At 41.0% G+C, this 21,162-nt stretch carries 15 protein-coding genes and 2 tRNA genes; 11 read left to right on the forward strand and 6 right to left on the reverse strand.

All coding sequences use genetic code 11. From position 1 onward, the window contains the following. The first annotated feature begins 31 nt into the window (after positions 1 to 31). From G3O08_RS01175 to G3O08_RS01185, 3 genes are all read left to right on the forward strand, one after another. On the forward strand, positions 32 to 1,585 hold the full coding sequence (locus tag G3O08_RS01175; protein WP_163282829.1) for a lytic transglycosylase domain-containing protein: 1,554 nt from the start codon (positions 32 to 34) through the stop codon (positions 1,583 to 1,585). Further along, positions 1,582 to 2,610 carry a DUF4837 family protein gene (locus G3O08_RS01180; RefSeq protein WP_163282830.1) on the forward strand — a complete coding sequence of 343 codons (1,029 nt, stop codon included), beginning with the start codon at positions 1,582 to 1,584 and terminating at the stop codon, positions 2,608 to 2,610. The genes G3O08_RS01175 and G3O08_RS01180 overlap by 4 nt, the downstream gene beginning before the upstream one ends. 93 nt (positions 2,611 to 2,703) lie before the next feature. Next, positions 2,704 to 2,946, forward strand: coding sequence for a hypothetical protein (locus G3O08_RS01185; protein ID WP_163282831.1), 243 nt, complete (start codon positions 2,704 to 2,706; stop codon positions 2,944 to 2,946). 195 nt (positions 2,947 to 3,141) lie between these two features. Here the strand turns inward: G3O08_RS01185 and G3O08_RS01190 are convergent, their stop codons facing one another. Genes G3O08_RS01190 through porZ form a run of 3 tightly spaced genes read right to left on the reverse strand, consistent with a single transcriptional unit; the run spans position 3,142 to position 8,367 of the window. Beyond that, positions 3,142 to 5,283: a S9 family peptidase gene (locus G3O08_RS01190; RefSeq protein WP_163282832.1), complete on the reverse strand. Its 2,142-nt coding sequence runs from the start codon at positions 5,281 to 5,283 to the stop codon at positions 3,142 to 3,144. A 31-nt stretch (positions 5,284 to 5,314) separates the two neighbouring features. After that, a complete protein-coding gene (gene recO / locus G3O08_RS01195; protein ID WP_163282833.1) occupies positions 5,315 to 6,025 on the reverse strand; it encodes a DNA repair protein RecO in 711 nt (236 codons plus the stop codon). Continuing rightward, positions 6,025 to 8,367 (reverse strand): type IX secretion system anionic LPS delivery protein PorZ, encoded by a 2,343-nt coding sequence (porZ, locus tag G3O08_RS01200; RefSeq protein ID WP_163282834.1) that lies wholly within the window; start codon positions 8,365 to 8,367, stop codon positions 6,025 to 6,027. Before porZ ends, recO begins: the two co-directional genes overlap by 1 nt. Before the next feature lie 105 nt (positions 8,368 to 8,472). On the opposite strand from porZ, the gene G3O08_RS01205 reads away from it, so the two are divergent. Beyond that, positions 8,473 to 8,546 (forward strand) — tRNA-Arg (locus G3O08_RS01205). Positions 8,547 to 9,347: 801 nt separating this feature from the next. On the opposite strand, the gene G3O08_RS01210 is transcribed toward G3O08_RS01205, so the two are convergent. From G3O08_RS01210 to gltX, 3 genes are all read right to left on the reverse strand, one after another. Continuing rightward, positions 9,348 to 9,418: transfer RNA gene (locus G3O08_RS01210), tRNA-Cys, on the reverse strand. A gap of 76 nt (positions 9,419 to 9,494) precedes the next feature. Continuing rightward, on the reverse strand, positions 9,495 to 9,845 hold the full coding sequence (gene folB, locus G3O08_RS01215; RefSeq protein WP_163282835.1) for a dihydroneopterin aldolase: 351 nt from the start codon (positions 9,843 to 9,845) through the stop codon (positions 9,495 to 9,497). Continuing rightward, entirely contained in the window at positions 9,845 to 11,368 is a 1,524-nt protein-coding gene (gltX, locus tag G3O08_RS01220; protein ID WP_163282836.1) for a glutamate--tRNA ligase, read from the reverse strand. Before gltX ends, folB begins: the two co-directional genes overlap by 1 nt. A gap of 62 nt (positions 11,369 to 11,430) precedes the next feature. Here gltX and G3O08_RS01225 point away from each other — a divergent pair, with 62 nt between their 5' ends. The 7 genes from G3O08_RS01225 (at position 11,431) to amaB (ending at position 21,132) form a co-directional block, all read left to right on the forward strand. Beyond that, positions 11,431 to 12,267: a class I SAM-dependent methyltransferase gene (locus tag G3O08_RS01225; RefSeq protein WP_163282837.1), complete on the forward strand. Its 837-nt coding sequence runs from the start codon at positions 11,431 to 11,433 to the stop codon at positions 12,265 to 12,267. A 66-nt stretch (positions 12,268 to 12,333) separates the two neighbouring features. After that, positions 12,334 to 15,675, forward strand: coding sequence for a DUF4175 family protein (locus tag G3O08_RS01230; RefSeq protein ID WP_163282838.1), 3,342 nt, complete (start codon positions 12,334 to 12,336; stop codon positions 15,673 to 15,675). Between the two features lie 31 nt (positions 15,676 to 15,706). After that, positions 15,707 to 16,126 carry an ATP-binding protein gene (locus tag G3O08_RS01235; RefSeq protein WP_204336729.1) on the forward strand — a complete coding sequence of 140 codons (420 nt, stop codon included), beginning with the start codon at positions 15,707 to 15,709 and terminating at the stop codon, positions 16,124 to 16,126. A gap of 1 nt (position 16,127) precedes the next feature. Beyond that, positions 16,128 to 16,556, forward strand: a complete 429-nt coding sequence (ybeY, locus tag G3O08_RS01240; protein WP_163282839.1) for an rRNA maturation RNase YbeY — start codon at positions 16,128 to 16,130, stop codon at positions 16,554 to 16,556. Between the two features lie 23 nt (positions 16,557 to 16,579). After that, positions 16,580 to 18,469: a tRNA uridine-5-carboxymethylaminomethyl(34) synthesis enzyme MnmG gene (gene mnmG / locus G3O08_RS01245; RefSeq protein ID WP_163282840.1), complete on the forward strand. Its 1,890-nt coding sequence runs from the start codon at positions 16,580 to 16,582 to the stop codon at positions 18,467 to 18,469. A gap of 58 nt (positions 18,470 to 18,527) precedes the next feature. Next, entirely contained in the window at positions 18,528 to 19,406 is an 879-nt protein-coding gene (locus G3O08_RS01250; protein WP_163282841.1) for a class I SAM-dependent methyltransferase, read from the forward strand. Positions 19,407 to 19,584: 178 nt separating this feature from the next. Next, a complete protein-coding gene (gene amaB, locus G3O08_RS01255; protein ID WP_163282869.1) occupies positions 19,585 to 21,132 on the forward strand; it encodes an L-piperidine-6-carboxylate dehydrogenase in 1,548 nt (515 codons plus the stop codon). The last annotated feature ends 30 nt before the right edge of the window (positions 21,133 to 21,162 follow it).

Genomic DNA, 21,162 nt, shown 5'->3' on the forward strand with positions numbered 1-21,162 from the left:
TATAGATTGGCAACCCTTAAATAAAAAAATAATGCCACTCGGAATCCACATTAAGCAACTATCTGTGCTACTTGGCTTTATCGCCTTTTCGGCAAATGCCTCCCATGCCATTAGCCTCACAGATTCTACGAAAGTCACTGAAGGTGACACTTTAGTTGCGGAAATTTTTCCGGACGATCCTGTGCTTATCGCAATGGATAGCTTATGGGCTGACGAACGCCTGCACTGGCAAAACTTTGACGGTGACACAATCTGTCAGAATATTTACAACTATCCCTGTGGCTTTATTCCAGAATATAACGACTCTATTCTTATGAGCCGTCTGGAAGTATTAAATCAAGCTACTCCACTCGACCTGGAATACAACCGATACGTAAAAGCTTTTATTGCCCTTTATGTAGATCGCAAGCGCGAACTCACATCACGGGTTTTAGGTCTTTCCGAACTTTATTATCCATTGTTTGAAGAGAAATTAGATCAATTCGACATTCCAATCGAGCTAAAACACCTCGCGGTGGTTGAATCTGCATTAAATGCATCTGCCCGCTCAAGGGTTGGCGCATCAGGTCTATGGCAATTTATGTACAATACAGGCCGTATTTACGGTTTGGAGGTAGATTCTTATGTTGACGATCGCAGTGATGCCTATAAAAGTACCATTGCGGCTTGTCGCTATATGCGCTATTTGTATGGCATATACGGCGACTGGAATATGGTTTTGGCAGCTTATAATTCCGGCCCGGGAAATGTCAATAAAGCTATACGCCGCTCTGGCGGCAAACGCGACTATTGGGGAATAAGAGATTACTTGCCACGCGAAACGCGTAGCTACGTACCTGCTTTTATCGCTGTAAATTATGTAATGAATTATGCCGCCGAGCACAATATCTACCCTGCAAAACCAGAATTTCTGTATGCCCAGGTCGATACTATTCAAGTTTGTAGGAAAGCAACTTTTGATCAAATAGCACATTTTACGGGTATGACCGTTGCTCAACTCGAGCTCCTAAACCCAAGTTTAAAACGCAATGTTATTCCCGAGAGTCCGAGATGCAGATCCCTTTACCTTCCGGTAGAAGCTATAGGTATGTATTTGGCTAATGAAGACAGCCTCTATCACTATAATGAAGACGCTCCGCAGCCAGTAGATGGTATTGTGGTAGAAGATGTGGTAAATTATTATACCGTGAAGCGTGGCGATGTACTTGGTGTTATTGCGCAGCGAAACGGAGTGGGTCTTTCTGATCTTCGCGCATGGAACAACATTCGTGGAAACACGATACATCCTGGACAAAAACTGGAAATAAGAAAAACAGTAGAAACAAAAGCTGGCGAAGAAACACTGGCAGAAAAGCCAAAACCCGCCTCAACTAAAACTGTTACAGCATCCACAAGTGGCACGAAATCTGTTGGGAATAGCCCTGTTGATCAGAAGTTTCACACGGTTCAATCTGGCGATACGCTTTGGGATATTGCAAAAATGTATCCCGGAATCTCGGTCAATGACATTAAATCTGCAAATTCTGATTTAAATTACAACCGCTTAAAACCCGGACAAAAAATTAAAATTCCGCCTACCTCATGATTCTAAGATTTCGTTTGCTCATTGCTCTGCTTATAGCCTTAATTACTTTTTCAAATTGTACAGACCAAGCTAGCCAACGAAGTCTTCCGCGCCACTCGGGTATGCCAGGCGAGGTTCTAATTATTATGCCCGATAATACTTATGATGCCGCTCCCGGAGATAGCCTGCGCGCGCGATTGGAAACGCTATACCCACAGTTACCACAAGGCGAACCTTCATTTTCTGTACTTCATTTTACTCCCGCGCAAATGAGTAAAATGCTCCAAAACCATCGAAATATTATTGAAGTAGTAATAGGCCCAAACGCTGAAGGTGAGAATAAAATCTCGTTTCAAAAGGAAAAATGGAGTAGCGATCAGCTTTTTATTAAGATAACGGCAACAGACGAAGAAGCTTTTTATAAACTCCTTGATTCAGAGTTTGATAAAGTGACATCTCTCCTCAATAAAACCGAGATAAATCGAATTCAGTCGCGCTACCGAGATCATGGAAACACTGCTTTGCAAGAAAAAATCGAAAACGAATATGGTGTATCTATCTATCTTCCAGATGATTTTAAAGTTGCTAAAGAAAGTAACAATTTTTTGTGGATTCGCCGTGAGCGCGTTAAATACATGGGCAATACGCCTCACGATATTACGCAGGGAATTTTCATTTTTAAATATCCTTATACTTCTGATTCTGCGCTTACGCAATCGGCAGCGCTGTCTGTTCGCGATTCGCTTTTAAAAGAAAACGTCCCTGGACCAAAAGAGGGAACTTATATGACCACCGAATATAAATATCCTCCCACATCTGAAGTTATAAACCTCAACGACCGGTACAACCTCCTTACGCGAGGCTTATGGAAAACTGAGAATTACTTTATGGGCGGATCATTTATGGCATTAACAACCACTTCTAATGACAACAGAAATGTGGTTTCTATTTCGGGTTTTGTCTTCGCCCCTAAATTTGATAAACGGGAGTACACACGCGAAATCGAAGCCATTTTACGATCAGCAACCTTTCCTGAAATCCCCTAAATTTAGGAGTTTTCGGAAATTGTGTATAAAAGCCTCAATTTTTTGTATGATTTATGATGTAGATGTTGCACCTTTAGTGTTGCAATATTTGTTATGAATTATACTGAGCTACAATCGTTTTTCCATCACCACTGCAAGATTAAATTGCGGTCGGGTAAAGAAGTGTTTGGTGTAGTTTGGAAAGACCTTCCCGAAACAGATAAAGCAATATACTTCGCGAGTTATATTGAGCACAAAAAATTAATGTCGCAACAAATAGCCACCAATTCTGACCCTGCCAAGCTCCTAAAGCTCGAAATAGACGATATTCTGGGAATTGAGCCTATTGTTTCTTAATGGGTTTTTTGTCTTTGGTTTTTAGTTCTTGGACACGTCAATTGCACTTCCCCTCTTCACACCTCCCTCAATGCCCAACTTAAATAGCTGGTTCATAACACTGATAAAGAACACATTATACCCGTAAAAGCTTACTTATTTTTTGCTTATTGAATATTGCCTATTGCTCATTGCAAATTGCCTATTGCTCATTGCCTATTGCTCAATCCCTTCAAGTCGCAATAAAAACGCATATTCAAGTGCCACTTCTTTAAAGCGTTCAAACCTGCCAGATGATCCTCCGTGGCCGGTATCCATGTTTGTAACCAGAAATAAGTCGTTTGTATCGGTTTTCAATTCACGCAGCTTCGCAGTCCATTTAGCCGGCTCCCAGTACTGCACTTGAGAGTCGTGTAAACCTGTGGCTATCAAGAGTGAGGGATAGTTTTGCTTTTTAATATTGTCGTAAGGCGAATAGCTCATTATATATTCAAAATACTCCTTATCATTTGGATTTCCCCACTCGTCGTACTCACCTGTAGTAAGCGGAATAGTTTCATCGAGCATGGTATTAATTACATCCACAAAGGGAACTTGTGCCACTATCCCATTCCACATTTCGGGCTCCATATTTATTACGGCACCCATTAGCAAACCACCGGCACTACCGCCCATAGCATACAGATGACTTGAAGATGTGTAATTCTTTTCAATTAAGAATTTACCACAATCGATAAAATCGTAAAATGTGTTTTTCTTCTTGAGCAATTTTCCATCTTCATACCAATCGCGACCCATTTCCTGCCCGCCGCGTATATGTGCTATGGCAAAAGCAAACCCTCTATCAAACAAGCTAAGGCGTTGCGAACTAAAATACGCATCCATTGAAATACCATAAGACCCGTACCCATAAAGCAGTAGCGGCTGTTTACCATCCTTTTTAAATCCCTTTCGGTAAACGATAGAAATTGGTACAAGTGTGCCATCGCGTGACTCTGCAAAAATGCGCTCTGAAGTATAATTTTCCGGATCGAAATCACCAATTACCTCCTGTTGCTTAATTAACTCCGATTCCTTGGTATTCATGTTATAATCAAAAACAGAATTAGGCGTGGTGAGCGAGGTGTATCCATATCGTAACACTTCCGAATCTATTTCTTCATTTGTTGAAATATACGCCATGTAGGCAGGATCTTTAAATGAAATATAATGATCGCTTTTCATATTCTTCCATGGCAATACATGAAGCTTTGTAAGCGCGTTATTGCGCTCTTCGAGCACGAGGAAATCCTTAAAAACCTCAAATCCATCAATATAAGTATCTGCACGATGTGGAATTACTTCAGTCCAATTATCTTCTCCAGGGTTTGATATCGGGGCTTTCGAAATTTTAAAATTCTTGGCGCCATTCGCGTTATTTCTGATATAAAAATTTCCTCCAAGGTGCTCTACATCATATTCAAGACCTCGCTTTCGCGGATTTACAACCTTGAAGTCACCGGTGGGATTATCGGCTGCGAGATATTTAAATTCGCTTGTGAGCGTACTACCCGAGTTAATAAAAATGTAATCGCCTGATTTTGAAAGATAAGCGTGGGTATAAAAAGTGTCATCCTTTTCATCAAACACCATTTTATCGTCAGATTGCGGTGTCCCGAGAATATGTCTAAATATTTGAAATTCGCGAAGCGTACCAGGATCTTTTTTGGTATAAAAAACCGTTTTATTATCCTTTGCCCATGCCGTACTTCCCGTAGTGCCTTCAAGAACATCTACCAGATATTCGCCTGTAGTCAGATTTTTGAAACGAATGCTGTAGATTCTTCGGCTAAGGGTATCTTCTCCATAAGCAATCATCTTATTGTTGGGACTTACATTCGTGCTGCCAATAGCAAAATAAGCTAAATCTTTACTCAATATATTGGCGTTGAGCATAATCTCCTCTTCCTTAGAGTCCTGTACTTTCCTACAGTAAAAAGGTTGTTCATTGCCCTCTTCATATCTTGTATAATACATGTAACCATTAGAAAGATACGGCGCAGAAACATCTGTTTGGGCTATGCGACTTTTTATTTCTTCAAAAAGGCTTTCACGCAATGCTTTTACATCGGCAAGCTCTTTCTCAGCATAGGCATTCTCAGCGTTTAGGTAATCAGTTACATCTTGATTTTCGCGTTCGCGCAACCAGAAATAATTATCACTTCGCTCAATGCCGTGCTCATTCGAAGTTACGGCAAGCTTTTTTGCAATGGGAAAGTCGGGTTTCGTTTTTTCTTTGGTAATGTTCATTTCACAGGAACTTATTAATAGACAGAATATAATGATATGTGCGATCAGGTTTTGGTTGGTTGTTTTCATGATCGAAAATTTTTGTTGTTAGCGACAAATCTCACGAAAAAATCTCAATCAAAACAGGTAATGATTTTATTTCACCAAGTCCTTCGAGATGAATTTGGTAATATTCTACAAGAGCGTGCAGCAGTTTTCGTCTATCGGTATTTGTCAATTCACCTATTTTTTGATCAAATCCTGCGAGCGACATTTCGTAAAGAAACCAAGACAAACGAGGTTCAAGCATGTGGAGAGAGCTATTTCTATCGGTAGTATATAAGCCATTCAATAGGTCAAACCAGTTGCTTTTTTCGCTCCATTTCCCGGAAGGGTGAAAACCAAAAAAACGGGTAAGCTTAATGAGTAGAATCAGGTGAAAGTTGGTAGAATTCTCATCGTCGGCAAAATATTCGAGTGCCGAATCTAAAAAATCGTAAAGTTCTTCATCGGCAGATTCTACACGAAGGGCTTTGTATAAAAATTCGGCCAGAAACATAGAAGTCGCTGCCTTAACAGGGTGACCTGAAAAGCCGGAGCCAGGTTTGACGGTAAGTCCCGTAAGACTTTGCACTTGGTTTTTTTCGCGGAAGCGGCATACAATTTCGACTCTTGTAAGTGGTTGTAGGGCTGCAGATTTACCTCCTTTTTTGCCAATGCCGCGAACCATAAAAGGTGTTTGCCCAAATTTTCGGGTGTAGATGGTTGCAATTGCCGATGAGCTGGAATAACTCACTTTTTTGAGGACAATCCCTTCTGTGGTACCAGGCATTACTTCACAACCAATATCTTACTCACACAGGTTGATTCGCCCTCGCTATCGCTTGAAAGCGCAAAATAAACTCCTGTTGCAACCCGCTGTCCATCAGTGTTTTTTCCATCCCAAATAGCAGTTCCACCATTAGACACTGTCTTAAAAATGAGATTCCCGCGAGTGTCTGTAATTCTAATCTGACTATCGCGTAAAAGGCCGGTAATAGAAATTGGTCCGGTATAATTTTCGCGAACCGGATTTGGAAATACCGAAGTACAATTGTTTTCTCTCTGGCCAAGCGTGGCATCCGAAATATACGAAACAAGACCCTCTTGAGTGGCGATAAACACCTCGCCGGTTTTATTATCAATTACAATATCATTTATTTGATTGCTTATGAGCGGACTATTTTCGGAGGTGAATCGCTGTATCTCCTCTGTGCCATCTTCTGACATTAAAAACACCCCTGCTCCAAAGGTTCCTATCCATTTTCTATTGGCTCCATCTATGGCAATTGTGCTTACTGCCTGACCTTCTAGAAGATATTGAAAAATTCCATTTTGCTGAACCAGAATACGACGTGCATCCGAAAAGTTATTTGTAAGCGCATCAAAAGGCGAGTAAAATACTGCGACACCATCGGTTGTACCTACCCATATTTCGCCGTCAAGGTCTTCGGTAATACATTGCACTTCATTTGTGGGCAATCCGCCACCGCCAACCTCGGCTGTCAATACTCTCAATTTATCATCAGATTCGTCAGTTAGCGAATTTCCGGTATCAAAAACAACAATTCCGCCTCTGTTCAATATCATCCATAACTGATCTTGCTGATCAATAAGAATATCAGTTAAAACTTTGTTTGTGGAAATCCCTTGAGGACCAAGCAAGTCAAAGCTTTTCCACGCCCCTTCGGGTGTTCTTACTGATAAAGGTCTATCTGTTCGTGCGTTTGTAACCCATAAATTTTTGGACTGATCTTTTACAATTCCTGCTACGCCCACCCATTCTAAACCATCATTTCGCGGACCTCCTATCCAAGATCCCAGCGAAGAATTCGTTTCGTTATATAGCGTATCAATCTCCTGATTCTCAACCGAAAGCAAGCCGCTGTAAAAAGATCCGATATACACCTGATTTTCATCATCCGGGTCAATATAAATCTTTGGAATATCAAAAAACAGTCCGTCCAGTAACATGGGGTCTGTGGTAGCCGTATAGTTGTTCCATGATCCATCTATATAACTGTAAAATCCATCAAGTCTGTAATTATTATTCCAAGTGCCCGGGCGTTGTGGTTCGCCTGTGCCAACCCAAAGCTGCTCAAATTTAAAATCCAGGTCAAAACTACTGTTATTGGCGGGTCCGTCGGGGTAAATGAATTCAAAAGTATTATCTACATTTCTTTTTACAAGCCCTATATTCCTATCGGCAATCCACATTACTCCTTCGGCAGTTGCGGTAACCGCATTGGCTGACATAGATTGCTCACCATAATCTGTAATCTGAATTGCTGGACCAAGTCCGTCGGGACGTTTAAGTTCTGTATAATAACCAGCTGTGAGCGCCAGCCCGCCGGGAGTAGACTTAACCTTAGATATATCAGCAGAGCCGTTCACCCCTATCCAGGAATAATCAGTATTTCGGATATATAATGCTGGGAAAGAGGCTGTTGGTAAATTAATATAGAGCTTCCCGTCTTGTGCCGCACAATTTTTTACATTGTCGAAAGGGGCCGGGGTTGAAAGGTCGAGGGTCCAATTGGAAAAAATGGTCAAATCATTCGCAAGCGATCCATAATACAACCCTTCATTTGTCGCCGCAAAAAGAGTGTCATTAAGCACGGCGGTTTCGTTTATAGATACATTCCCAACAGCGGTTATACCGTAAGTATCACTTACCTCAATCTTTTCCGTATCAAACTCCAAAATACCTACACCGGTAGAAATAAAAGCCGTGTTTCCATTGTATGAAATATGCCTGATAGCCTTATCGCCTACAACAGAACTATTCTTAATATCTGCGAAGTTTCTGATATTATTGCCTGAAATAATATCTATATTCCCATTGGCGTAACCAATAAACACGTTGTTTTCAAGTGTCGAGGCACTAATAGAAACGATATTTATATCAGAGAGCCCATTGACTTTATTCAATCTTGTCAGACTATTATCTTCAGTATCGTAAATGAAAATAGAGTTCCGGTTTGCCACATATACCTTCCCATTTAGGATGTCCAAATCAATGGTTCGTGAATAATTGAGGTAATCTTTCCAGGTGCCAATGGCACTTTGGGCGCTGCTATTCAGGCTGGTAATCGCCACGATAAGCATTAGCAAAACGTTGTAAATATATTTCATCTTAGATTGACTTAACGCAAAATAAACGTTTTTGATATGAGAAACTGTAAATTTCTGAAAAGACATTTAAATATTCTTGGAAACCTGTACCTTTGCGGCAGTATTGGCTCGGTAGTTCAACTGGATAGAATATCAGATTTCGGCTCTGATGGTTGGGGGTTCGAACCCCTCCCGGGTCACAAGCAAAACCCCAAATGCTTTTTTGCATTTGGGGTTTTTTAATCCAAAAGGTGCTTCAAGCTTGCTTGTAAAGCACCTTTTGGATTAAAAAACCAGGCGTGCATTTTCGCACGCCGGTCGGTTTTACTTGTGTGGATCAATTAACGATTGAGGGTTCACGAAGTAACCCCGACCTTGCCGAGAGACTTTCCTGTTTCTCATTTATACTAAAGGTCAAATTTCTTGTAAAGCAATACTGGGATTAGAAAACCAGGCGGACATTTTCGCATATAGATTGATTTTGCTGGGAGCCGCAAGATGACGGGATAGTTCGATTACATTGTCTTTAACATTGGAATCGCTAATGAGGTAAAGAGCTAACTAACCCCACTGAGCGGGTTTTTTCACCACTGGGGAGTACTGGTGTGGGGAGCGCTGGCGCGCTTTTGAATTTTACCGCCAAGTGCGCAAAGTTTAAGTTCGTTTTGGTGTGATAGCTTTGAGAGCGCTAAGGCGTGCAAGCACGCTAAGAAAGTCGCAAAGGAATGAAGGGAGGGCTGCGCCGTTGAACTGAGCAGTTCAAAACCGCTCGTGAATCCAGTTGAGAAACTTTATCCCATAAAAAAACCCTAAAGCATCTTTCAACTTTAGGGTTTCTATGAGGTCACGAGCAGATTTTTTTCACAAGTGTTTATTTTCAATGGTGTTCAAAGAGGGCTGCGCCGTTGAACTGAGCAGTTCAAAACCGCTCGTGAATCCAGTTGAGAAACTTTATCCCATAAAAAAACCCTAAAGCATCTTTCAACTTTAGGGTTTCTATGAGGTCACGAGCAGATTTGAACTGCTGTACACGGTTTTGCAGACCGTTGCCTAACCGCTCGGCCACGTGACCTTATTTTGTGTTAGGATTGCAAAAATAGAAATTAAACTGACTAAGTAAGCAAACCTTTGTAAAAATCATGCGAATACTATGATTCTATCAGTACCGCTACCTCTTCTACATCGCCATTTATTGGCGGTGTGAGCTTGCGAACTTTTACACTAACACGCTCAATTCTACGGTCGCTCTCCTTAATTCGTTTCAAAATTCTGTGAGCAACCTGCTCAATAAGTTTAGATCGTACAGCCATCTCCTCCTCCACAATCCGGTTTAAAAATACATAATCAATTGTGTCGTGCAGCTTATCGCTTGTAAACGAATCTGTTAAGTCGGCGTGCACGCGCAAATCTACAATGTAGTTCCCTCCTATTCGCTCCTCTTCGGCAAGGCAACCGTGATAGGCATAAACTTTTATTCCGCTGACTTCTATGGTATGCATTAGCTCAGTTTATCAATTCCGGTTTTCATTCGATCCAGACTTTCCTCTTTTCCGAGCAGAGCCATGATTTCAAACAGGCTGGGCCCCATGCCCTCGCCCGTTACTAGCAAACGCAGGTTTGGCAGCACCGCTCCCATTCCCAGGCTTTCCCGTTCCAAAAAGGCTTTAAAAACCACTTCGATTTCCGAAGAGTCAAAATTTTCGATCTTTTCAAAATCTCCCATTAGTGAACGCATACGATCTGGAGTATCTTCTTTCCATTTTTTACTTACCGTTTTCTCGTCATAAGTTTCAGGTTTCTCAAAAAGGTAGATTCCCCCGGTTACAATTTCGGGTATGAATGATGCGCGCTCCTTCATTAATGTGCACACGCCTGCAAGGAATTCGTCAGATTTTTGATAGCCCATTTCTTCAGAAATTGGCTTTATGGCTTCCGCCAATTCGGCATCGGTCTTAGAACGCAAATACTGCTGATTGAACCATTTTGTTTTATCCGGATCAAACTTCGCTCCTGCTTTTCCAACACGCTCGAGCGTAAAAGCCTGAATAAGCTCATCCATTGAAAATAGCTCTTGCGTAGTTCCGGGATTCCATCCTAAAAAAGCAAGCATATTTATAAAAGCACCCTTAAAATATCCTTGTTCGCGGTATCCACTCGATATTTCGCCAGAACTTGGGTCTTTCCACTCAAGTGGAAATACAGGAAAGCCAAGCTTATCGCCATCGCGCTTGCTCAATTTCCCATTTCCATCCGGTTTTAAAAGTAACGGAAGGTGAGCAAATTTGGGAGCTTCCCAACCAAACGCCTCATAAAGCAAAACGTGAAGCGGAGCCGATGGCAACCATTCTTCTCCACGTATTACATGCGTGATTTTCATTTTATGATCGTCCACGATATTGGCAAGGTGGTACGTGGGCATTCCATCACTTTTAAAAAGTACTTTGTCATCAAGCGTATCGGTATTTACCAAAACCCATCCACGAATAATGTCATGAACGCGAACCTCTTCTTTTCGAGGCATTTTAAATCGAATAACGTAGGGCATACCTTCAGCTATTTGGTTTTCAACATCATCGCTGCTCATTGTTAGTGAGTTGCGCATTGTTTCACGAGTTATTGTATTGTACTGCGGCGATGCAACTTTTGCCAGTTTTAAGCGATCGCGCATCTCTGTAAGCTCTTCCGAAGTATCAAATGCATAGTACGCCTTGCCATCTTTGATCAATTGCTCGGCGTATTCTCTGTACGACCCTTTTCGGTCGCTTTGGCGGTACGGTCCGTATTCTCCGCCAAATCCCGGGCCTTCATCGGGTGTAATTCCACACCACTTTAATGCTTCTATTACATATTCTTCCGCTCCGGGTACAAACCTCGTCTGGTCAGTATCTTCTATCCGTAGCAAAAAGTCTCCGCCGTGTTTTTTGGCAAATAAATAATTGTACAAGGCTGTGCGAACTCCACCAATATGAAGGGGTCCGGTTGGGCTGGGCGCAAATCTTACACGCACTTTAGCATCGGTCATATTCTCTCAAAATTTGGGTGCAAAGATATATGTTTTGATTTGAAGCTTATCTTCGCAGCAGGATGGAAAATAGCCTTGATTACGAACTGATTGATTTTGGCAATGGCAGAAAGCTTGAGCGGTTTGGAAAATGTATTCTAAACCGACCGGAAATACTGGCCAATAAGCCAAAAACCCTGAGCAATGAAGCCTGGCAAAAAATGGCTCATGGACAGTATTCTGATTCTGGAAAGGAAACAGGTAAATGGATAAATATTAACGATTTACCCGCCCAATGGTTATGTGAGTATGCATCAGCAAATAAACAGTGGACACTGGAACTCACCCCTGGAAAGTACAAACATGTGGGGGTATTTCCCGAGCAGGAAAAGCATTGGAAATATCTGGAGAAACACGTAAAACCGGGTCATCGGGTGTTAAATCTATTCGGCTATACAGGTGCTTCAAGTTTGGCTTCCGCCAATGCCGGTGGCGATGTTTTTCACGTCGATTCATCGAAATCTGTTATTAAATGGGCAGCAAGGAATGCCCAGCTTTCTGATGTTTCAACCATTCACTGGGTGTGCGACGATGCGCTAAAATTTGCCGAAAGGGAACTAAAACGCGGCTCGAAATACGATTTTATCATCATGGATCCACCCGTCTTTGGCCAAGGAAAAAAAGGGGTACGCTGGAAACTTGAAAACCTTTTACCTCAATTGGTAAAAACCACTACAGGCCTACTAAATAAAGGGGGAATTCTGATATTAAACACCTATTCTCCCGTTGTTTCGCTCGAAGAAATGGAAGAGTTAATGGTTAAAAATAGTTTGAATTGTACCAAAAAGGGATGGCTTAGCGTTAGTATACAAGATGGGAGACGATTAAACCTGAGCAAATATACCATAGCAAAAGGGTAAAATCTGCTTAACATTCATTAACTTAGCCCATTCGCAGAGACGCTAAACTTGATTGTACTTTAAGGCATGAATAAAACCTACGACAAGCTTATTGAAAAGCTTGATGCTTTTACACGAAAATACTACCTGAATCAAATTATTCGGGGAGCTATTTACTTCGTGGCTATTGGGCTTGCAGCGTTTTTGCTCTCGGCGGTTTTAGAGTACTTCGGTAGGTTTTCGTCCACTGTGCGTACTGCACTTTTCTTCGGTTTGGTATTTACTTTTGCGGCACTTTTTATAAGTTTCATCTTAATTCCCGTCTTTAAGCTTGCGCGAATGGGGAAACTCATCTCCCACGACGAAGCCTCTCGCATGATTGGAAATCACTTTCCAAACATCAGCGATAAGCTACTTAACACGCTACAGCTTAAGCGACAAGCCGAATTAAGTACAAGCGATTCTTCGCTACTTATTGCCAGTATAGACCAGCGCATTGAAGAATTACAACCTGTCCCTTTTGTTGCAGCGGTTAATTTTGGTGAAAATCGAAAATACCTTAAGTACGTAGTCCCGCCGGTTGTTTTGGCCATTATCCTGCTCGTCGTTTCTCCCTCTATTTTAAAAGATGGTAGTCAAAGAATTGTATCGTACAATGTAGATTACGTGCCTGAAGCGCCTTTTGATTTTATTATTGTAAATGATTCCCTTAAAGTTCCCTTAAACGAAGACTATCATTTAAAAGTAGAAACCAACGGTACCTATGCTCCCGGTGCCATGAGCGTAGATTTGGGCGGTAAGCTTTTCCGCTTAAAGCGAAATACCGATGGCACCTTTTCTTACACTTTTAAAAATGTGAGAAACCAAGTGCCGTTTAAGCTTCTCGCAGATGGCTTTTACAGCAAGAATTTTATTCTAGATGTGCTACCTACACCGTCTGTACTGCATTTTACTGTCGATCTTTCGTATCCCGATTACCTAAAGAAACCAAACGAAACGCTGAGCAATACCGGAAATATGCGTGTACCAGAAGGAACGCGTATCGGATGGAAATTTTCTACCAGAAATACCGAAGAACTTTATCTTGCTTTCGCTGATTCTGCCTTTAGACTTCAACCTCGCGAAGCCCAGAAATTTAATTATCAACGAAGAGTTACGAGCAACCAGCTATACAGTGTGGCAGCGCTTAACACCATTGTAGGAGGTAAAGACACGATAGATTATCGGATAGATGTACTAAAAGATGCTTATCCCAGAATTCAGGTTAGAGAAACCAGAGACTCAACCGATCAGGAACGTATTTACTTTTCTGGTGGGGTGAGCGACGATTACGGCATTACAAGACTAGATTTTTACTACACCTTACGCAGCATCGGTGGTGAAGAGAAAACCGAAATAGACAAAATAACCCTAACCGGACAGGCCGCCCAAGAGTTTTTTCACTTTAAAGACTTCAGCGCTATGGGGTTAAATCCCGGCGACGAAATAGACTATTATTTTGAAGTATGGGATAATGACGGGGTAAACGGGTCAAAATCGTCTCGTAGCAACCGTAAAAGCTTTAAAGCTCCAAGCCTTGATGAGCTTGATAAAGAGCGCAAAGAATCATCGGAAAGCGTAAAAGAGAAAATTGAGCAAAGCATTAAAGATGCTGCAGAATTGCAAAAAGAACTCGGAGAGATAAATAAAGACCTGCTGCAGAAAAAAGATATGAGCTGGCAGGATAAAAAGCGGATTGAAGATCTCTTGAAAAAGCAAAAGGAACTTGAAAAGAACGTAAATCAACTAAAAGAGGAACGTAAAAATTCGCAGCAGAATCAGGAAAAGTACATGCAGCAGAGCGAGAGCATTATGCAAAAGCAGCAACAGCTCGAAAAAATGTTTAACGAGTTGATGAGCGAAGAGATGAAAGAGATGTATAAAAAGCTTGAAGAGCTTATGCAACAACTTGACCAAGAGAAGATTAGAGAGGAGCTGGAGAACATGGAAATGAGTAATGAGGAGCTGGAAAAAGAATTGGACAGAACCCTTGAGATCTTTAAGCAACTAGAGTTTGAACAGGAGTTTGAAAAAACTCTGGACAAGCTTGAAGAGCTGGCCAAAAAGCAGGAAGAACTAAGCGAAGAGAGTAAAGACGGCGATAAATCGAAAGAAGAACTGAAGGAAGAGCAGGATAAATTAAATGAAGAATTTGAAAAACTTCAAGAAGATTTAAAGGCCCTGGAAAAGCAAAATGAGGAGCTTGAGCGGCCTAATGAAATGCCCGACACTGAAAGTATGGAAGAGCAGATTAAAGAAGACATGAAAGAGTCATCTGAATCGCTTGAAAAGAACAAGAAAAGTAAGGCTTCGGAATCGCAGCAAGATGCCGCAGAGCAAATGCAGGAGATGGCAAAGCAAATGGAATCTGCCATGAGCGGATCGCAATCTGAAAACGCACAGGAAGATATGGAGTCACTGCGCGCCTTATTAGAAAATATCATTCAGCTCTCGTTTGACCAGGAAGGAATAATGGAAAATTTGCGGGTAATAGAACGCGACGATCCAAAATATGTAGAGCTAGGGCAGAAACAGAAAAAGCTTGAAGACGACAGCCAAATGGTTGAAGATTCTTTATTCGCCTTGAGCAAACGCGTAGTGCAGATAGAAGCAATCGTAAACCGTGAAATTGGTTTGGTAAACCAAAATATTGCCAAAGCAATAGAAGATATTGGTGAGCGTAAAACAGCAGATGCTACTAGCCGCCAGCAGTATGTAATGACCTCGTACAACAATTTAGCACTTCTTCTAGACGAGGCTTTACAGCAGATGCAAATGCAAATGTCTAGTCAAAATCCCGGAAAGGGAAATTGCGAAAAACCCGGCGGGATGGGAAATAAACCCTCTGAAGGTAAAATGAGTAAAATGCAGGAGGCCATGGGCAAAAAGCTGGAGCAGATGCAGAAAGCACTTGAAAAAGGCCAGAAACCCGGTGGTAAAAAGCCAGGAATGGGTGGACAGGGAATGAGTAAAGAAATTGCTCAAATGGCCGCGGAACAAGCTGCTATAAGACGCGAAATTGAAAAGATGGCGCAAAAACTAAATGAACAAGGAAAAGGAGAGGGGAAAGGGCTGCAAGATATTGCAGAAAAAATGGAAGAAACTGAACGCGACCTGGTAAATCAGGAAATAACCCGGGAAACATTTAAACGGCAGCAGGACATCCTCACCAGATTGCTCGAATCTGAAAAAGCCGAGCGCGAAAGGGAGTACGATAATAAACGCGAAAGTAATTCGCCAAAACCCTACGAACCCAGTAACCCCGAGCGATATTTAGAGTACAATAAGCGAAAAGCACGCGAAATAGAATTACTTAGAACAGTGCCTCCAGATTTAAAGCCCTATTACAAAGAGCGAGTGAATGATTATTTTCTTAATTTTGAGGACTAAGTATAAGATGACACCGACCGAATCTAAATAAATGAAGACCATAGATTTCTCATCACAAGGCGAAAACATTACTATAGTTGAAAGGCTAATTGATGAACTTTGCGAAAAGCATAACATACCCGAAGAGCATTACGGGAACATTCTAATTGCCCTTACGGAGGCCGCAAACAATGCGATTTATCACGGAAATAGAAACGATCCGGATAAAAAGGTAATCTTGCAATACGAGGCAAGTCCAAAAAAATTCTACTTCAGAATAGAAGATGAAGGTCCTGGATTTGACTTTGAAAATGTTCCCGATCCAACTTCTCCTGAAAACCTGGAGAAACCAAACGGTCGAGGTGTATTTTTGATGCGTCACCTTTCTGACGAAATGACCTTTCTTGAAAATGGCAGAGTAGTGGAAATCGTTTTTAGTAACCTTACCAAACCGGTAGAAGTTTCTGCCTGAAATGGCTGAAAATCTTATTTCCTTTCAATCTGATAGTATCGATTTCGACCTCGATAAAAAGGATACTATTCGAGAATGGCTGCGAGAAACTGTGGTCGCTGAAGGTTTTGATCCTGGAGAAATAGCTTTTGTTTTTACTGGCGATGAATCGCTTCTGGAAATAAATCAAAAATACCTCAACCACGATACCTATACAGATATCATTACATTCGATTATTCGGAAGATGAAACCATTTCTGGAGAGATTTATATCAGTATAGAGCGTGTGCGAGACAACGCACTTAAATACGCTGTAAATAGCACTAAGGAATTGCACCGGGTTATGATACACGGCATATTGCACCTTTGCGGATATTCTGATAAAGAATCTGATGCAAAAGCCACAATGACAGGTAAAGAAGATTATTACCTATCTTTGCGCACTTTTTAATTCGCAAAATACCCCTAAAAATCATGCTTCAGGAATACGACGTAATCGTAGTAGGTGGCGGCCACGCCGGTAACGAAGCCGCAGCAGCTGCAGCCAATCTGGGCTCAACAGTCCTTATGGTAACTATGAACATGAATACAATCGGCCAGATGTCGTGTAATCCGGCTATGGGCGGTATTGCTAAGGGTCAGATTATCAGAGAGATAGACGCTATTGGTGGATATTCTGGGATTGTAAGTGATCGAAGTACTATCCAGTTCCGAATGCTCAATATGTCAAAAGGCCCTGCAATGTGGAGCCCCAGAACACAAAATGATCGGATGCAATTTGCAGAAGAATGGCGTTATATGCTGGAGCAAACACCCAATGTTGATTTCTTTCAGGATATGGTAAAAAATCTGATTGTTGACGAAAAAGGTAGAGTAGGGGGTGTTGTTACAAGCATTGGAATTGAAATAAAAAGTAAAACTGTAGTTGTAACCAGCGGTACTTTTCTGAATGGACTGATCCATATTGGTGAGAAAAATTTTGGTGGAGGTCGTGCCGGAGAAAAAGCTTCATTTGGAATTACAGAACAGCTCATAGATTTCGGCTTTGAGCACGGTAGAATGAAAACAGGAACACCGCCAAGATTAGATGGAAGAACGGTAAATTATTCAATAATTGAAGAACAACCAGGTGATGAAGAGCCTGGAAAATTCTCATTTTCTGATACACTACCCGTTCAAAACCAAGTGCCGTGTCATATTACCTACACAAATCCTACAGTGCACGATATTTTGCGCGAGGGTTTTGATAAATCACCTATGTTTAATGGACGAATTAAATCCATCGGCCCTAGGTATTGTCCATCAATTGAGGATAAAATAAATCGTTTTTCAGAGCGAACAAGACACCAAATATTCATAGAACCGGAAGGAAGGAGAACCGTTGAAATCTATTTAAATGGATTTAGCTCAAGCCTGCCGGAAGATGTTCAACTAAAAGCAATACGCCATATTCCGGGTCTTGAAAATGTAAAAATGTTTCGTCCCGGATATGCAATAGAATACGATTATTTTCCACCTACTCAGCTCACCCATTCGTTGGAAACTAAACTTGTAGATGGACTTTTCTTTGCCGGGCAGATAAATGGGACAACCGGTTATGAAGAAGCGGCTTGTCAGGGAATGATGGCAGGAATAAACGCTAACAGAAAAGTGCTGGAGAAAGATCCGTTTACGCTTCAGCGCAGCGAAGCTTATATTGGTGTATTAATTGACGATTTAATCACAAAAGGCACCGAAGAGCCATACCGAATGTTTACGTCACGCGCAGAGTATCGCATACTTCTGCGTCAGGATAATGCAGATCTTCGTCTTACTCCAAAAGCGCACGCCTTGGGTCTGGCTAGTACTGAAAGACTGAAACGAGTTGAAAAAAAGCGTGATATCATTCAGTCAATTGATAAACAATTTTCAAGAGTGGGAGTCACTCCTCAAGAAATGAATCCTGTACTTGAAAGCCACAATTCGAGTCCAATTACACAACAGGTTAAAGTTAGATCAATCATCATTCGCCCAAATATTGGCATGAAAGAATTGGTTCAGGCCAGTACTGAATTAACCAGTTTTATACAGCGAAAAGAAATAGAATTTGGCAAAGATCTCACCAAAGAAGCCATGGAAGCTTGCGAGATCAGAATGAAATATGAAGGGTATATCGATAAGGAGCAAGACATGGCTGACCGTATATCCCGACTTGAAAACATTAAGCTCCATTCCGATTTTAATTACAGAAACGTAAAATCGCTCAGTGCAGAAGCTACAGAGAAACTCTCGAAGATTAAACCTCAAACCATCGGTCAGGCATCACGCATAAGCGGAGTATCTCCATCAGATATTTCTGTGCTTATGATATTTGTCGGCCGTTAAATTGTTCCACGTGGAACCATCTCAAAAAAATATAACTTTACCCGAAAAATCATCTTCAATGACTGTGGTTTTGATTTGTCCAATTTGTGAATCCAAATCTTTTCAACCGGCACTGTCCTTAAAAGATTACAGTATTTCAAAAGAAGAATTCAAAATTGTAAGATGTACAACCTGTAGCTTTTTATTAACTAACCCGAGACCAACCGACGAAGATCTTTCAAAATATTACGAATCGGAAGACTACATTTCTCATAGTGACACCAAAAAAGGGTTTATAAATAAACTTTACCATCAAATACAGAAAATTAATCTAAGGCTTAAATATAAAGCTTACGCCAAATATGTTCCACGTGGAACCTGGATGGATTACGGCGCGGGAACAGGTGCATATCTCGATTTTCTAAAGTCAAAAAACATATCGTGCGAAGGGTTTGAACCTGACGAAAAAGCACGAAAAATAGGATCACAGAAGGGAATTAAGATACAAGATGCTATAGAATATAAATCGTCTTCTAAAGAATATGCTTCTATAACAATGTGGCATGTTCTGGAACATGTTACGAATTTAAATGAAATTATTCTGAAGCATAAATCCAATTTAATAGAAGGTGGAATTCTCACTATTGCTGTTCCTAATCACAATTCATTTGATGCACAATATTATAAAAACTACTGGGCTGCATATGACGTACCTCGTCATTTATGGCACTTTACTGAGAAAAACGTGCGCGCCTTGCTGAAGAAAAATGGTTTTGAACATATTAAAACTAAACCGATGATTTTTGATTCATATTACGTTTCCATGCTAAGCGAGAAATATAAGGGAAGCAATTTAATAAGAGGAATATTTTCAGGAGCGATTTCAAACCTAAAAGCACGAACCACAAAGCACTCTTTTTCAAGTCAAATTTACATTTTTCGCAAAAAACGCTCTTAAAGGCCTTAAAAATACGCTCAACCGTCTGGGTGGTAGTGTATCATACAAAAAAATAATAAACCGAAATTTCAGTAAATTAATTTAAATAACTTATAATCAAGTACTTATATCAATCAATCAATGGTTGAAGTTTGCCAAATAACCGTACCTTTGCAAAAAATTAGATTTTATGGATACAATGACTGCAAAATCCGTTACGGATATAAAGCCTATTTTAAAAGCACTAAACATTAAAGAGGTAAATGATGGATGTTCTACGGGACGTAAATCTTTTGGCTCGGGAAGCGAAATAACCAGTTATTCTCCGGTTGATGGTTCTGCAATCGCTAAAGTGAGCACAGCTACTCAAGACGACTATAATCAGGTAATAAAAACTGCTAATGCTGCTTTTCTGGAATGGAGGATGAAACCTGCACCGCTAAGAGGAGAAATTGTTCGTCAGTATGGCGATATTTTACGTGAGAAGAAACACGAACTCGGAACCCTTGTAAGTTATGAGATGGGAAAATCGCTTCAAGAAGGCCTTGGAGAAGTCCAAGAGATGATAGACATTTGTGATTTTGCGGTTGGTCTTTCACGTCAGCTACATGGCCTTACAATGCACAGTGAGCGGCCTAAACACCGTATGTACGAGCAATACCATCCACTGGGAGTAGTAGGAATTATATCTGCATTTAACTTTCCTGTCGCCGTGTGGTGTTGGAATACAGCTCTTGCATGGATTTCTGGAGACGTTTGCATTTGGAAACCGTCTGAAAAAACACCGCTTTGTTCTATAGCATGTCAAAATCTTTTCGTGGAAGTGCTTGAAGCAAACAATTTGCCTGAAGGAATAAGTTGCCTTATTAATGGCGATTATAAAATTGGAGAATACTTAACGAATGACAAGCATGTGGCTCTAATATCAGCTACCGGCTCTATCAGAATGGGTAAAATTGTTGCCCAAGCAGTTGCAGCCAGACTTGGAAAATCACTTCTTGAGTTGGGCGGAAACAATGCTATGATTATTACCGAAAATGCTGATTTAAATGTAGCCGTACCAGGAATTGTATTTGGGGCTGTTGGAACAGCCGGCCAACGATGTACTTCTACAAGGCGAGTAATTATCCACGAATCAAGATACGACGAGCTAAAAGACATATTAATTAATGCTTACAAACAACTTCGCATTGGAAATCCGCTTGATGAGAAAAATCATGTAGGCCCACTCATTGACAAAGATGCAGTGAAAGCATACGAATCCGCACTTAAAAAAGTACAGTCTGAAGGAGGAAATATTCTGGTTTCAGGTGGTGTATTAGATGGGGAAGGATATGAATCTGGATGCTATGTAAAGCCAGCCATCGCAGAGGTAGAGAATGCGTACGAAATAGTACAGCACGAAACGTTTGCCCCAATTTTATATTTGATTAAATATAAAACACTTGAAGAAGCAATAGACTTACAAAATGGTGTAGTTCAAGGACTTTCATCGGCTATTATGACTACAAACTTGCGTGAAGCAGAAAGATTTCTTTCTCAACAAGGATCTGATTGTGGCATTGCCAATGTAAATATTGGCACATCCGGAGCCGAAATAGGAGGCGCCTTTGGAGGCGAAAAAGAAACAGGCGGTGGACGCGAATCGGGAAGCGACGCTTGGAAGGTTTATATGCGTCGTCAGACAAATACTATTAACTACAGCGAAGAATTACCGCTGGCACAGGGTATTAAATTTGAATTTTAATGTATCTTTAGCATGGAAAGAGAAAGGGTC

Source organism: Cryomorpha ignava (genome assembly GCF_010686655.1).
GTDB lineage: Bacteria > Bacteroidota > Bacteroidia > Flavobacteriales_D > Cryomorphaceae > Cryomorpha > Cryomorpha ignava.